At 60.2% G+C, this 14,536-nt stretch carries 9 protein-coding genes; 1 reads left to right on the top strand and 8 read right to left on the bottom strand.

The window, feature by feature from the left end; all coding sequences use genetic code 11:
- Positions 1-203 precede the first annotated feature (203 nt).
- A complete protein-coding gene (locus AC0IYH_RS04075; protein WP_471833025.1) occupies positions 204-4,508 on the top strand; it encodes a hypothetical protein in 4,305 nt (1,434 codons plus the stop codon).
- A gap of 42 nt (positions 4,509-4,550) precedes the next feature.
- On the opposite strand, the gene AC0IYH_RS04070 is transcribed toward AC0IYH_RS04075, so the two are convergent.
- The 8 genes from AC0IYH_RS04070 to AC0IYH_RS04035 all read right to left on the bottom strand — a co-directional run bounded on the left by AC0IYH_RS04070 (position 4,551) and on the right by AC0IYH_RS04035 (position 14,346).
- Complete coding sequence (locus AC0IYH_RS04070; protein WP_471833024.1) at positions 4,551-5,324, bottom strand: 3-hydroxybutyrate dehydrogenase; 774 nt, start codon at positions 5,322-5,324, stop codon at positions 4,551-4,553.
- Between the two features lie 7 nt (positions 5,325-5,331).
- A complete protein-coding gene (locus AC0IYH_RS04065; RefSeq protein WP_116628909.1) occupies positions 5,332-6,723 on the bottom strand; it encodes a GntP family permease in 1,392 nt (463 codons plus the stop codon).
- Positions 6,724-7,018: 295 nt separating this feature from the next.
- Positions 7,019-8,410 carry a sigma-54 interaction domain-containing protein gene (locus AC0IYH_RS04060; RefSeq protein WP_471833022.1) on the bottom strand — a complete coding sequence of 464 codons (1,392 nt, stop codon included), beginning with the start codon at positions 8,408-8,410 and terminating at the stop codon, positions 7,019-7,021.
- Positions 8,407-9,981, bottom strand: coding sequence for an ABC transporter ATP-binding protein (locus AC0IYH_RS04055; protein ID WP_471833021.1), 1,575 nt, complete (start codon positions 9,979-9,981; stop codon positions 8,407-8,409). The genes AC0IYH_RS04060 and AC0IYH_RS04055 overlap by 4 nt, the downstream gene beginning before the upstream one ends.
- A gap of 10 nt (positions 9,982-9,991) precedes the next feature.
- A complete protein-coding gene (locus tag AC0IYH_RS04050) occupies positions 9,992-11,014 on the bottom strand; it encodes an ABC transporter permease (RefSeq protein WP_003174389.1) in 1,023 nt (340 codons plus the stop codon).
- Positions 11,014-12,075, bottom strand: a complete 1,062-nt coding sequence (locus tag AC0IYH_RS04045) for a microcin C ABC transporter permease YejB (RefSeq protein ID WP_101271307.1) — start codon at positions 12,073-12,075, stop codon at positions 11,014-11,016. The genes AC0IYH_RS04050 and AC0IYH_RS04045 overlap by 1 nt, the downstream gene beginning before the upstream one ends.
- On the bottom strand, positions 12,075-13,934 hold the full coding sequence (locus tag AC0IYH_RS04040) for an extracellular solute-binding protein (protein WP_471833020.1): 1,860 nt from the start codon (positions 13,932-13,934) through the stop codon (positions 12,075-12,077). Before AC0IYH_RS04040 ends, AC0IYH_RS04045 begins: the two co-directional genes overlap by 1 nt.
- A 130-nt stretch (positions 13,935-14,064) precedes the next feature.
- Positions 14,065-14,346, bottom strand: coding sequence for a peptidylprolyl isomerase (locus AC0IYH_RS04035; RefSeq protein ID WP_003174386.1), 282 nt, complete (start codon positions 14,344-14,346; stop codon positions 14,065-14,067).
- Positions 14,347-14,536: the final 190 nt, after the last annotated feature.

The raw sequence follows: 14,536 nt of genomic DNA, 5'->3' as shown, positions 1-14,536 counted from the left end.
CGTTCTCCGGCGTAGGATCTTTGTCGTCATATCGTTTGAATAGCCAACCTTCAGCTTCAAGCCATCCTCCTGCACTTGAGCCCCCGCTATCTGCGGGGGATGTTACTGCTCAACAAAGGTTCACGCGGGAAGCGCGACGTCCACGGCCTGTCGTTGCGCCTTTGGTACCTGTTCCGGGGACACAAGGGGATGCGGACAAAGTAGTGTTGGCGAAGTACATAAAAGGGTTGGAGTCGGCGGGCTGGACCGATTCGGTCTCCTACGCACAAACCAAGCTCGTGGATGTCCCCAGTAACTCGACCTTCGGACTGTGGTGGCAGCAATACCGCGATGCCTTGAGCAGCCCCCTTTTTGTGCAATGGAGCAAGGAAGTGGGCCTCAACATTGCTAGCATCCGGTTGAATCCAAGGAGTGGGGTTTTAAGGGGTAAGTTCCACGGTGAAACCAAGGTACTGCACCCGGACAAGAATGCTGATTGGTCGGACGTCGCGGGGCCGATCCTGACTGCGGCGAGAGCACTCGCGCCAAAGCGTCGTGACCCACCCGTTTTCCTGAGAGACCCCGATGCTGGTGTTCCGCTTGAGGTGGTGGGTAACTTTTATGGTGAGCAAAATGCCGGCTTGAGCGTCGAACAGGCACGGGCACGGGCACGAGAACTGAAAAAAACTGCAGTGTTCCAAAAAGCTGCGGCCGACGACCTCGAGCGTTCGCAAGGTGCACGTGGACCAGGGGCACTTGCGGCCCATCAGCAGGTGCTCGCAGAAATTGACGATCACCACAGTGTTGTCACAGGGCAGCCGGAAAAGTCTGCTCGGGCAAAGGCTGATAGATTGTTTGCTGCTCGATATGCCGCTGTAATTCGTAGCGCTCCCTGGGGCAACTATAATGCCATCGAGAGGACACTTGTCACCGACATACCGAAAGACTCGACCTTTGGGCAATGGTGGCAACTTTATCGTGACAGCTTTGAAACTCCACAATTTCAGGCGTGGGCTAAGGCGAGTGACGCTGACATATCGACGTTGCGTATTTCCCTTGGCTATCGTCAAGTCTACGGTACGTTCGGGGGGCGGGACGACGACTCAGTCCATGACAGTTACAACGGCGGATCAGAAGCGCTGGCGTCGGTCCGAGCGGCGTCGGTGGTGGCGTCACTCAGCAAGCACTCCTTCGTAAGATCTCCTGTTGGCTACCCTGAAAACTCTGCTCCCCTGAATGTGGTGGCGGCGTTCTTTCATAATGGCGTCGTAGACCAGACTCAGGAAAGGGCAACCTCCACGGCAGATGAGATCGACAATAACCCTGACTTGTTCATCAGAGGCAGCAAGGGCGCCAGCCTCACAGAGGATTCGCTTAAAGCCCAGCAACTGGCAATAGGCAACTTGCATGACAAATATAACGTTACTCAACGCCTGATCGAAGTGGAAAAGGCCTTTGCTGGAGGGGGAGTCAACGCTTTAAGCACGTTGTTCGATAACACCATTATGCCGGTGCATCCTAATTCATCTTTCGGGCAGCATCACGCCGAAAGGGCGGGTCAACCCGTAAGCCTGAAGCAGTTCATTCAGGGCAGTGGCTTGAGTGTCCCGAAAAATCGCGAGCAATTGTCGAACTTGCGTGAAGTGTTGGGCAGCCCCCAGTTGAATTCACCTGAGCAGGGCAATTATTGGCGGGTATTGGCCCAGCCCCTGTTGAGCAGCACACAGCGCGCTCAGGTGGCGGCGGCGAACTCTGAAGCACTCGGGTCATCGAAGTACGGGATAGTCGACCTGTTCGGCGGCTACGATAGATCGCTTGGAAGCCGAGGTCCGGTGCGAACGCTTGAACTGCTACTTTCCAGCGAGAAGGCGCATGCGGTGGGTGAAGCGCTACGAAAGAAACTGGGAGGCAAATCCACATCGACCAGTACCGCAGATTGGGCGGCGGCAGCCATGGTGCTTTATCTTGACCCGGCCGCCGGCACACAACGCAATCGCGTGGCAGGCTACGCCCTGGACAAGGAAAGCAACTGGGGATTGACGCCCCAGTCGATCGTCAGCGGCCTGACACAGCATTTGGTCAACCAAGGCAAAGTCAGCGAGAGACTGGCACCTGCTGCCAGCCGTTTGCTATTGGCCGGCATGGCTCCCGCGTTTCTGGTTGCCGAGCTGCCCAGCACCCTTGTGTATGGTTCCCATGCATGGTTCAGCTTTAGCGTGGCGGTGGCGCGCATTGAAAAGATGGCACCGGGCGCGTCACAGTCCATGACCTACAAGGAGGTCATGAAGTTCGGTCACACTCAGCCGATCTCGGTCAGCGAGCATGACATGCAAGCGGGGGCTCAACGCGATGCCATTGTGGATTGGGGCATCATCAACGGCTTTATCACCAAGCGTTCGGACAATGTGTATTCAAGCGGCGATATCGAATTGGCGCGAGGACGATTCAATCAGCAGCGCGCCGAACTGGCGACGGCCAGTGATGCACAGCAGGCCGCTATTGCGTCACGCAAGTGCTTGGCGTTAGCGCAATTGAAGGCCGCGCTCGGTAACGATATAGATTTTGAAAAGAAGTCAATTAAGCATGACAGCTCATTCAGTCTGGTGGAGTGGGTTAGAACGCGGGGCGTTTCGAATTCCGTGCTGACGGATAAAGCGAATGCGCGATATTCAATTTTGGAGCTCTACCTGTCGGATCAACTGAATCAGCCGGAGCTGAAGTGGGAATCGGTCGATCCGAAAATCCCATTCGACCGCGTAAAAGCAGCTGCCACGTCATTGCCAAATATAGAGCAGCTTTATCAAACGAAAGTGGACAGTTACAGCGCAGGGCTAAAAAACAGCGTTGCCCTGAATATCCGCAACCTGATCGCCCGGTTGCCACTGGAGGATCGTAAGAACTTCGAGTTCGGCACTCCCGACCTTTACGCCGTGCGCGGAGGAGATTCTGGCCTGATCGTTCGTACTCGAAGAACGTCACCACCAACCGATTACGAGCTGTTCCCGAGCCAGAAGATGTTGCGCAAATACGTCGGTTTGCCGGATCCATTGCCATCGAGTGACAGTGGTGGGCATGCGTTTTTGCTGGATTTCGACGCCTATAAGAATGGGGGTAGACCTCAGGCGGGCAAGACCTCTGTCAATCTTTTTCTCGATAGGGTGCCTGTTTCAGGTGTAACTGGCACAGGGGTGACGTCCGCTGATGAACCCGCCAATAGTGGCAGTGTGCCCAGAAGCTTCTTTACCCAGCACACAAAAAGCCTGGCAAACGCTGCGGCGGGTTTTTTCGTCGCGCGTTTTGAGGCAGTCAAGGAAACTTCAAAAGCTGCGAAGGACGATGAACAAAAACTGAAGACTGATAAAAGCCTCAAAGACACGCTGATCAGGATGATCCCGCTCGTCGCCGCTGCACAAGACGCGAAGGCCGGCAATTATGGTGAGGCAGCGGTAGACCTTGCGTTTGACGCGTTTGGCTTTCTGGCGCCCGAACTCAAATTGATCGAAGCCGGTGGAAGCGCTTTGGCGAAACTCGGCAGCAGAGAAGTCGAATCGCTTGCCAGTTCGGGGGCCAAAGGTGAAGTGGCGTCATCGGTAAAGCTGGGAGATGGAGCAGGCGAATTGTCGTCAGTGGGGCATGGCATAAATCGCCAACACATTTTGGGCCCTGAGGCGTTGAGCCAACTCGCGCAGCGTGGGGACGTGGCAGTGGGGTCAGTAAAGGCAGGCACTGAATCGGTGGCTGTTCTCGCGCAATACGATCAGGCTGCGCAAAAATGGTATGCCTACGATGCGCGCGCCGGTAAGCCGTACGGCGCCCCGTTGAGCGATTTTACACCCGAGGTCTCTGCCGCTCCCGCTAGCACCCCCGGCGTAACGCCTGTTGCGCCAAGCCTGCTGGAACAGGGCCTGAGTCAGGATAACATCGTACAGATGGGCGGAGCGATGCAAAACCTGCAACTGATCGGCAGTGAAATTCATACCTTCACCGACACGTATAAAGGAGTAAACCGGCTCAATATCGTGGCCCACGGTACCAGCCGTGATTGGTTGGACAAGCTGTTACTCAACAGCTCAGAAGTGGTGGTAGATGGTAAACCGTACAACGCAAAAGCACTGGCAACGCTGCTGAGGAGTAAAGGCGTGGACCCATCGAAATACGACAATGTTCGATTGCTGGTTTGCCACTCGGCAGAAGGAAAGAGCAGCTCTTTCGCCAGCCATTTTCAAAAAGAAATCAACCGCCCGGTGAAAGCGTTTGAAGGCACGGTGGCCGTTGACCTTGGATCCACCGCCGTCACCAATCGCCGTCTCAAATTGACGGGTGACTTTCAGGCCAAGTACCCGAAACTGACACCGATACGGGCACAACAGCTGGCGGATACCCAACTGCAGCGCGAGTTCGTGAACAAGGTGACGGTGAAAGTTGAGAAGCGCCACGGCAATCTGATTTTTATGAACGCAGCGGGAGTGGGTCAGCCACCTAGAAGCGTGTTGCGGAAAGTCACCTACAAACCGCGTTATTTTTCCTGACGGATAAGCCTGATAAGCCCCGCTATCCCTGGAGAGCGGGGCTCACTGCGCCAACCAGCCCCCATCAATATTCCACGCCGCGCCCCGCACCTGGCTGCCCGCTTCACTGCACAAGAACAGCACTAGCTCACCCAGTTGCGGCGGCGTCACAAACTCCAGCGACGGTTGTTTTTCGGCAAGCAAATCATGCTGCGCCTGCTGGGGGTCCACCCCGGTGGCGATGCGATCGTCGATCTGCTTCTGCACCAACGGCGTCAGCACCCAGCCTGGGCAAATCGCGTTGCAGGTCACATTGCTGGTCGCCGTTTCCAGGCCTACCACCTTGGTCAAGCCGATCACGCCGTGCTTGGCCGCCACATACGCGGCCTTGCCCACCGAGCCGACCTGGCCGTGAACCGAAGCGATATTGACGATACGCCCCCAGCCCTTGGCCTTCATGCCCGGCAGGCCCAGGCGCGTGCTGTGGAATACCGAGGAAAGGTTGATCGCGATGATCGAATCCCAGCGCTCCACGGGGAAGTCTTCCACGGCGGCCACATGCTGGATGCCGGCGTTGTTGACCAGGATGTCCACGCCGCCGAATTCACGCTCGGCGTAGGCGAACATGTCGGCGATCTGCGCCGGGTCGCTGACGTCTGCCGGGTAGTGTCCGACCTTGCCGCCAAACGCCTGCACCTGGGCGATCACCGCACTGGCGTCGCCGAAGCCATTGAGGATCAGGTTGGCGCCGGCCTTGGCCAGGCTCAATGCGATGCCCAAACCGATGCCGCTGGTGGAGCCGGTAACGAGGGCGGTCTTGCCATTCAATGTCGTCATGAAAACCTCACACAATGCCGGTGGCGTAGAAAGTACCGATTACCACGAACACCGCGAGGGTCTTGATGATCGTGATGCCGAAAATGTCCTTGTAGGCTTCGCGGTGGGTCAGCCCGGTCACGGCCAGCAAGGTGATCACCGCGCCGTTGTGGGGCAGGGTGTCCATACCGCCGCTGGCCATGGCCGCGACCCGGTGCAGCACTTCAAGGGGGATATTGGCCGCATGGGCCGCCGAAATAAAGCTTTCGGACATGGCCGCCAGCGCGATGCTCATGCCGCCCGACGCCGAACCGGTGATACCGGCCAGCAGGGTCACGGTAATCGCTTCGTTGACCAGCGGGTTGGGGATGCCCTTGAGCCAGTCGGCCAGCACCAGAAAGCCCGGCAACGAGGCGATCACCGCACCAAAGCCGTATTCCGACGCGGTGTTCATCGCCGCCAGCAGCGCGCCGCTGACTGCACTTTTACTGCCTTCGGCGAGCTTGCTTTTGATCGCCGACCAACCGAACGCCAGCACCATGAGGATGCCCACCAGCAGCGCGGCCTGCACCGCCCAGATCGCGGTGAGCTTGGCTATTTCAGTGGTCACCGGCGCGCTCATGCCCGGCAGGCTCAGGCTGTGGGTCTTGCCGTACCACTGCGGGATCCAGTGGGTGAACAACAGGTTCATCACTCCGACCAGAATCAGTGGCGACAAGGCGACCCACGGGTTGGGCAAGGCCAGGTTCTCGGCGGTTTCCGGCTCGTTGCGCAAATCGGTGCCATAGCCTTCACCGGCGCGCTGGGCCTTGTTGCGCTGGCGCGCGAGGTAGAGCATGCCGGTGCAGAACACGAAAATCGTGCCGATCAACCCCAGCCACGGCGCGGCCCAGGCGGTGGTGTTGAAGAAGGTGCTGGGGATGATGTTCTGGATCTGCGGCGTACCGGGCAGGGCGTCCATGGTGAACGAGAACGCGCCGAGGGCGATGGTCGCCGGAATCAGGCGCTTGGGAATGTTGCTCTGGCGGAACATTTCGGCGGCGAACGGGTACACCGCAAACACCACCACAAACAGCGACACGCCGCCGTAGGTGAGCAGCGCGCAGACCAGCACAATCACCAGCATCGCCTGGCGGGTACCGAGCAGGCGAATCGCCGCAGCCACAATCGAGCGCGAAAAGCCCGACAGCTCAATCAGCTTGCCGAACACCGCGCCGAGCAGGAATACCGGGAAATACAGTTTGATAAAGCCGACCATTTTTTCCATGAACACCCCGGTAAACGCTGGGGCGACGGCGGACGGGTCGGTGAGCAGCACCGCGCCGAGGGCGGCGATGGGGGCAAACAGGATGACGCTATAGCCACGGTAAGCAGCCAGCATCAGCAGCGCCAGGGCTGCCAGGGCAATGATCACACTCATGGTGTGTCTCCAACGAGTTGTTATTTTTGTGGGGTGGTGCTGTAGGAAGGGGCTATAGCGAGATGTGTGCCATATCTATAAGTCATTGAAATATAAGGATGTTGCTTTGTGCTTGGCTAGGTATTCCGATTTTTGTCTCGGTATAGAGACAAATAGATAACCAATGTGGGCGGGGGCTTGCCCCCGATAGCGGTACATCAGCCAGAAAATAGGGTGAATGACCCACTGCCATCGTGGGCAAGCCCCCTCCCACATTGAATATCTGCGTATTGAGAATTGTGTCTCTAAAGTGAGATCAGGCGATGCCGAGGGCGACCATTTTCTTGTACAGGGTTGATCGACCCAGGCCCAAGCGCTTGGCCGCTTCCACCACATTCCCCTCGCAGGCCTTGAGCGCTGCCACAATCACCTGCCGATCAAAACGCTCCCGCGCCGCCGCAAACGTCTCACCCTCGACCGCCTCCACCGCAGCCCGCGCCACCGGGCTGAACGTGCCGATGGCGGCGCGAATCTGAGTGTCATTCAGCACCAGGTCATCACTGAGCAACGCCGCGCGCTCCAGCACATTGCGCAGCTCGCGGATATTCCCCGGCCACGCGTGCTGGCCCAGCAGCGCCAGGGCTTCAGGGGCCAGCTCATGCTGGCTGCGCAGTTCTTCCAGGATCGCCTCGCTCAGCGCCGCAATATCCTCCAGCCGCTCGCGCAACGGCGGTACCTGGATGGGCAGCACATTCAGCCGGTAATACAGGTCGGCACGAAACTCACCGCGCTTGATCGCCGCCTCCAGGTCGATGGACGTGGCGGCGATTACCCGCACATCGCTGTGCAGCATCTCGTTGGAGCCTACCGGTTCGAATTCCTTTTCCTGCAACACGCGCAGCAATTTGCTTTGCAGTGCCAGCGGCATGTCGCCGATTTCATCGAGGAACAATGTGCCGCCTTGAGCCAGCTGGAATTTGCCGGGGCGGCCCTTGCGGTCGGCGCCCGTAAACGCGCCCGGCGCGGTGCCGAAAAATTCGGCCTCCAGCAAGTCGTGGGGGATCGCGGCGCTGTTGATGCTCACGAACGCCTTGTGCGCACGGCTTGAGGCACCATGGATCGCCTGGGCCAGCAGCTCCTTGCCGGTGCCGGTTTCGCCCAGCAGCAGCACCGGTGATTCGGCGCTCGCACTGCGACGTGCCCGGCGTTTGACTTCGAGGCTGGCGGCGCTGGTGCCGATAAAATGCGCGAAGGTGTACTTGCTCTGGCGCTTGCGCAGCAAGGAGCGCGTGGAGGCCAGCTCCTGTTGCATGCTCAGGTAACGCTCGATCAGTGGCGACAGGCTGCGCAGCTCATCGAACAAGGCGAAACCAATCGCGCCGATCACCGCGCCGGCGTCGTTGTGGATCGGCAGGCGCATAACCACCAACGGGCCTTTGGGCGTGTCCTGGATATCCAGTAGGATCGGCTGATCGGTGCGCACCACCTGGCGCAACAGGCTGTTGATGATCACCTGCTCGCAGGGCAGGCCGATAGCCTCATCGGCGCTGTTGAGGCCGAAGCGCTTGGCGTAGCGCTCGTTCATCCAGACGATATTCGCGTCGCGGTCGACGATCACCGTGCCTTCGCTGGACTGCTCGATAATCTCGAACAACGACTGGATAGCCAGGCCGCGAACCTGTTGGTAGTCCGTGAGGCTGGTGCTCATGTCGACAGCCCGCCGGCCGCCGCCAGCAGCTCTTTGGTGTAGGGGTGCTGCGGCGATTCGAACACATCATGGCTCGCGCCGCGCTCCACCACTTTTCCGTCCTTGACCACAATCATGTCGTGGGCCATGGCGCGCACTACCGCCAGGTCATGGCTGATAAACAGGTAGGTCAGGCCGTATTTTTCCTGCAGTTCACGCAGCAGCGCCACCACCTGTTTCTGCACCGTGCGGTCGAGGGCCGAGGTGGGTTCGTCGAGCAGCATCAGCGCCGGCTTGAGCACCAAGGCGCGGGCGATGGCGATGCGCTGGCGCTGCCCGCCGGAAAATTCGTGGGGGTAGCGATGCCGGCTGGCGGGGTCGAGGCCCACGTCCTTGAGCACCTGGATCACTTGCGCATCGCGGTCGGCCAGGCTGCACGGCGCGTGCACTTCCAGGCCTTCGCTGATGATCTGCTGTACCGACATGCGCGGGCTGAGGCTGCCGTAAGGGTCCTGGAACACCACCTGCATCTGCTTGCGCCACGGGCGCATCTGCTGGTTGTTCAGCGGGTCGAGGGCTTCACCCTGGAAGCGGATGCTGCCGGTGGAATCCAGCAGCCGCAGGATCGCCTGGCCCAACGTGGATTTGCCCGAGCCGGACTCGCCGACAATCCCCAGGGTCTTGCCGCGTTGCACACTGAGGCTGATGCCGTCCACCGCGCGCAGGTAGGTCTTGCGCCGAAACAGCCCGCCGCCGAGGGGAAACTGTACGCTCAGGTCTTCCACTTCCAGCACCGTCTCGCGCGGATCGCTGCACAGCACATCGCCGGACGGTTCGGCGTCCAGCAGCAAGCGGCTATAGGGATGTTGCGGCGCGGTGAACAAGGCCTCGCAGTCGGCCTGCTCGACAATCTCCCCGGCACGCATCACGCACACGCGCTGGGCAATGCTGCGCACCAGGTTGAGGTCGTGGCTGATCAGCAGCAGCGACATGCCCAGGCGTTGTTGCAGGGACTTGAGCAGCAACAGGATCTTGCGCTGCACGGTCACGTCCAGCGCCGTGGTCGGTTCGTCGGCGATCAGCAACTCTGGCTCGCAGGCCAGGGCCATGGCGATCATCACCCGTTGACGCTGGCCGCCGGACAGTTGATGTGGGTAGGCCTTGAGCCGTTCCTGGGGTTTCTGGATGCCCACCAGCTCAAGCAATTCGAGGATGCGCGCCTGCGCCGCCTTGCCGCCCAGGCCCTTGTGCAGCAGCAGGGTTTCGCCGATCTGCTTCTCGATGCTGTGCAACGGGTTGAGGGACGTCATCGGCTCCTGGAAGATCATCGCAATGCGATTGCCGCGCAGCTTTTGCAGGGTGGCGGCCGAAGCGCCGATCAGCTCCTGGCCGCGATACTGGATGGAGCCGCTGGTTTGGGTGCCGGCCTCGGGCAGCAATTGCAGGATCGAATGGGCGGTTACCGATTTGCCCGAGCCCGACTCGCCCACCAGCGCCAGGCACTCACCGGGGCGCACGTCCAGGCACAGCTGGCTGACCACGGTCTGGCCGCTGAAGGCGACGCTGAGGTCGCGGATTTCGATGAGGTTCATACGCGTTCACTCATGAGCGTGGGTCGAAGGCGTCACGTAACGCCTCGCCGATAAAGACCAGCAGCGACAGGATCAGCGCCAGGGTGAAAAACGCCGTCAGGCCCAGCCACGGCGCTTGCAGGTTCTGCTTGCCCTGGGCGATCAACTCGCCCAGCGACGCGCTGCCCGCCGGCATGCCGAAGCCGAGGAAATCCAGGGCGCTCAAGGTCGAAATCGCCCCGGTGAGGATAAACGGCAGATAGCTCAGCGTGGCGGTCATGGCATTGGGCAGGATATGCCGGCGGATAATCTTGCCGTCGCCCAGGCCCAGGGCCCGCGCGGCCTTGACGTATTCCAGGTTGCGCCCGCGCAGGAATTCGGCGCGCACCACGTCCACCAGGGCCAGCCAGGAAAACAACGCCATGATCCCCAGCAGCCACCAGAAATTCGGTTCGACAAAACCCGACAGGATGATCAGCAGGTACAGCACCGGCAACCCCGACCACACTTCCAGGACGCGCTGGCCGATCAAGTCCACCCAGCCACCGTAATAGCCCTGCAAGGCGCCGGCGGCGATACCGATGGCGGCGCTGATGGCGGTGAGGGCCAAGGCAAATAATATCGATACGCGCGCGCCGAAGATCACCCGGGCCAGCACGTCCCGCGACTGATCGTCGGTGCCCAGCCAGTTCACCGCCGAGGGCGGGCTGGGGGCAGGGCGGGTCAGTTCGTAGTTGGGCGTGTCGTCGCTGAACGGGATGGGCGGGAACAGCATCCAGCCGCCGTCCTGCTTGATCAGCTTTTGCACGTAGTCACTACGGTAATCGGCCTGGAACGGCAGCTGCCCGCCGAACTGCTGTTCGGTGTAGCGCTTGAACACCGGGAAATACAGCTCGTTCTTGTAACTGAGCACCAGGGGTTTATCGTTGGCGATCAGCTCGCCGCCGAGGGTCAGGATAAACAGGCCGATAAACAGCCACAGCGACCACCAGCCGCGCCGGTTTTTCTTGAAACGCTCGAAGCGCCGACGCGCCACCGGAGACAGATTAAGCATCAGGCGTTCCTCGCGGCGAAGTCGATACGCGGGTCCACCAGGGTGTAGCAGAGGTCGCCGATGAGTTTTATCAGCAGGCCAAACAAGGTGAAGATAAACAGCGAACCGAACACCACCGGGTAGTCGCGGGACACGGCGGCTTCATAGCTCATGCGGCCCAGGCCATCGAGGGAGAAGATCACCTCGATCAGCAGGGAACCGGCAAAAAACACGCTGATAAACGCCTGGGGAATGCCCGAGATCACCAGCAGCATGGCGTTGCGGAACACATGGCCGTAGAGCACGCGCCGTTCGCTCAAGCCCTTGGCCCGCGCGGTGACCACGTATTGGCGCGTGATTTCATTGAGGAAGGAGTTCTTGGTGAGGATGGTCAGCGTGGCGAACCCGCCGATCACCAGCGAGGTGACGGGTAAGACCAGGTGCCAGAAATAGTCGGCAATCTTGCCGACCGTGCTCAGTTCCTCGAAGTTCTCCGAAACCAGCCCACGCACCGGGAACCAGTTCAACGAAGTGCCTCCGGCAAACACCACGATCAGAAACATCGCGAACAGGAATGCCGGCATGGCATAGCCGATCACGATGGCGGTGCTGCTCCATACATCGAAACTGCTGCCATGGCGTACCGCCTTGCGAATCCCCAGGGGAATGGAGACCAGGTAGGTGATCAGCGTGGCCCACAGGCCGAGGGAAATGGTGACGGGCATCTTTTCCAGGATCAGGTCGATCACGGTTTTGCCACGAAAGAAGCTGTTACCGAAATCCAGCTGGGCATAGCTCTTGAGCATCAGCCACAGGCGTTCCGGGGCAGGTTTGTCAAAGCCGTATTGTTTCTCGATGTCTTTGATCAGCTTCGGGTCCAGGCCACGGCTGGCGCGGGAGCCACTGCTGAGGCCTTCACCCGAACCGCCGCCGACGCCACCACCACCGATGCCTTGCAGGTGGGCGATGGCTTGTTCTACCGGCCCGCCGGGTGCGGCCTGGACGATCACGAAATTCACCAACAGGATGATCACCAGCGTTGGAATGATCAGCAGCAGGCGCCGCACGATATAGGCAAACATCAGCGGGCCCCCGCGCGTTTTTTCAGTTCGGCGTTCATTTGCTCATTCGTCAGCGGCGTGGGGCTGATTTCCCACCAGGTTTCCAGGGCTTCGTCGTTCCTGGCCTCGATGGCCGGGCGACCGAAGCGGTTCCACCACGCGGCCGAGGTGCCAGGCGGGTAGTAATTGGGGATCCACAGGTAATTCCATTGGAGCACGCGGTCCAGGGCATGGGCGTAGGTGAGCATCTGCGCCTGGGTGTCGGCCTTGACCAGGCCCTTGATCAGCGTGTCGACGGCCGGGTCCTTGAGCACCATGTAGTTATTGGCGCCCGAGTCAAACGCGGCGGCGGAACCGAAGTAGTTGTACAGCTCCATGCCCGGTGAGGTGGTGACCGGGAAGCCGGTGACGATCATGTCGTAGTCGCGCGCCATCAGCCGGTTCACGTACTGGGAGGAATCGATGCGGCGGATGTTCAAGGTGATGCCGATCTGCGCCAGGTTGCGTTTGTAGGGCAACAGCAGGCGTTCCAGGCCGCTTTGGGCGTTAAGGAAGGTGAATTCCAGCGGCTCACCCTCGGCGTTCACCAGCTTGTCGCCGTCCGGCTTCCAGCCAGCCTCTTCCAGCAGGGCCAGCGCCTGCAGTTGCTTGTCGCGGATCATGCCGCTGCCGTCGGTGACCGGTGCCTTGAATACCTGAGTGAACACCTCGTCAGGAATCTGGCCGCGCAAGGGTTCCAGGATGGCCAGTTCTTCCTGGGTCGGTAACTGGGTGGCGGCCAGCGGGCTGTTGGAGAAAAAGCTCTGCTGGCGGATGTACATATTGCGCATCATCTGCCGGTTGGCCCATTCGAAATCCCACAGCATTGCCAGCGCCTGGCGCACGCGGCGGTCCTTGAACACCGGTTTTTGCACGTTGAATACATAACCCTGGGCCGGTTGCGGCATTTCCTTGGCCAGGTGCGCACGTTGCAGGCGGCCGTCGTCCAGGGCCGGGCCGTTGTAGCCGATGGAGTAGCCAGTGGCGGAAAACTCACGGTTGAAGTCATATGCGCCGCCGCGCAGAACCTGGCGGGCCACTTCGGTGTCGCCGAAATATTCCAGGCTCAGGTGATCGAAGTTGTAGAGGCCACGGCTGACCGGCAAGTCCTTGCCCCACCAGTTCGGGTCGCGGGTAAAGGTGATGGTGCTGCCCGAATCGATCTTGCTGACCTTGTACGGGCCGCTGCCCAGCGGGGCTTCGTAACCGCCGCCGTTGGCGAAGTCGCGGGTTTTCCACCAGTGCTCGGGGAACACCGGCAGGGTGGCGATATCCAGGGGCAGGGTGCGGTTTTCATTGCTGGAAAAATCGAAGCGCACCTGGCGCTCGCCTTCGACTTCGACGTGCTTGACGTCGGCAAACAGGGTGCGAAAGCGCAGGCTGCCCTGGGTCATCAGCAAGTCGAAGCTGTAGCGCACGTCTTCGGCGGTGATCGCCTTGCCATCGGCAAAGCGCGCCTTGGGGTTCAAGTAAAAGCGCAGCGACAGGCCGTCGTCGGCGCGCTCCATCTTCTCGGCCACCAGGCCATACACCGTGTAGGGCTCATCCAGCGAGCGCAGCGCCAGGGGCGCATACAACCAGCCGTCGACCTGGGACACGCCGATGCCTTTGTCGATATACGGCAACACATGGTCGAAGCGCCCAATCTCCAGCGCCGAGCGCCGCAGGCTGCCGCCCTTGGGGGCGTTGGGGTTGGCGTAGTCGAAATGGGTAAAGCCGGCGGGGTACTTGGCCGGTTCGCCGTACACCGTGAGGGAAGGTTGGGGCGCCGCGATCACGGCGGTGCTGGCCAGCAGCAGGGCCAGGGAGGAACTGAGCAGTCTGGAAAAAGCCAATCGCATTATCAGCCTTGCATGCCGGGTAAAGAGGAATAGGGATTTGTACGCTAACGGCACCCGCGTCGCCAGTCATCACATGCACAACGGCCCACCAGAAGGCGGGCCGTTGTTTATTGCATCAGCACAGGCAGGATCAGTCCTGGCGGCTGGTCACTTCCAGCAGGTGATAACCGAACTGGGTTTTCACCGGGCCTTGCACAGTGTTGACCGGGGCGCTGAACACGACGGTGTCGAATTCTTTCACCATCTGGCCTGGGCCGAACGAACCCAGGTCACCGCCTTGGCGGCTGGACGGGCAGCTGGAGTTGGCTTTGGCGACTTCTGCGAAATCAGCGCCGCCTTCGATTTGGGCCTTGAGTTCGTTGCACTTATCTTCAGTGGAAACGAGGATGTGACGGGCGGTGGCTTTGGCCATGGGGAGTAACTCCTTGAGTAAAAAGGGTGAGCCTACCGGATTCAGGCGGTTATTTCCTGGCAAAGTTCCGTTGGGTTTCATGCAGCGGCCATTGGGTGTTTTGGGGTTGCGCTGAACGTTATGGGAGGGGGCTTGCCCCCGATGAGGGTGTGTCAGCTGATAAATCTGCAGCTGACCCACTGCCATCGGG

It is taken from the genome of Pseudomonas sp. AC463, from assembly GCF_979253585.1.
The sequence above is the reverse complement of the archived record's forward strand: the minus strand, read 5'-3'. Positions and strand labels throughout refer to the sequence as shown.

What these genes read in the sequence shown, in the direction of transcription:
- AC0IYH_RS04070 (WP_471833024.1), bottom strand. Translation starts at nt 5,324, where the DNA reads ATGACGACATTGAATGGCAAGACCGCCCTCGTTACCGGCTCCACCAGC.
- AC0IYH_RS04065 (WP_116628909.1), bottom strand. Translation starts at nt 6,723, where the DNA reads ATGAGTGTGATCATTGCCCTGGCAGCCCTGGCGCTGCTGATGCTGGCT.
- AC0IYH_RS04060 (WP_471833022.1), bottom strand. Translation starts at nt 8,410, where the DNA reads ATGAGCACCAGCCTCACGGACTACCAACAGGTTCGCGGCCTGGCTATC.
- AC0IYH_RS04055 (WP_471833021.1), bottom strand. Translation starts at nt 9,981, where the DNA reads ATGAACCTCATCGAAATCCGCGACCTCAGCGTCGCCTTCAGCGGCCAG.
- AC0IYH_RS04050 (WP_003174389.1), bottom strand. Translation starts at nt 11,014, where the DNA reads ATGCTTAATCTGTCTCCGGTGGCGCGTCGGCGCTTCGAGCGTTTCAAG.
- AC0IYH_RS04045 (WP_101271307.1), bottom strand. Translation starts at nt 12,075, where the DNA reads ATGTTTGCCTATATCGTGCGGCGCCTGCTGCTGATCATTCCAACGCTG.
- AC0IYH_RS04040 (WP_471833020.1), bottom strand. Translation starts at nt 13,934, where the DNA reads ATGCGATTGGCTTTTTCCAGACTGCTCAGTTCCTCCCTGGCCCTGCTG.
- AC0IYH_RS04035 (WP_003174386.1), bottom strand. Translation starts at nt 14,346, where the DNA reads ATGGCCAAAGCCACCGCCCGTCACATCCTCGTTTCCACTGAAGATAAG.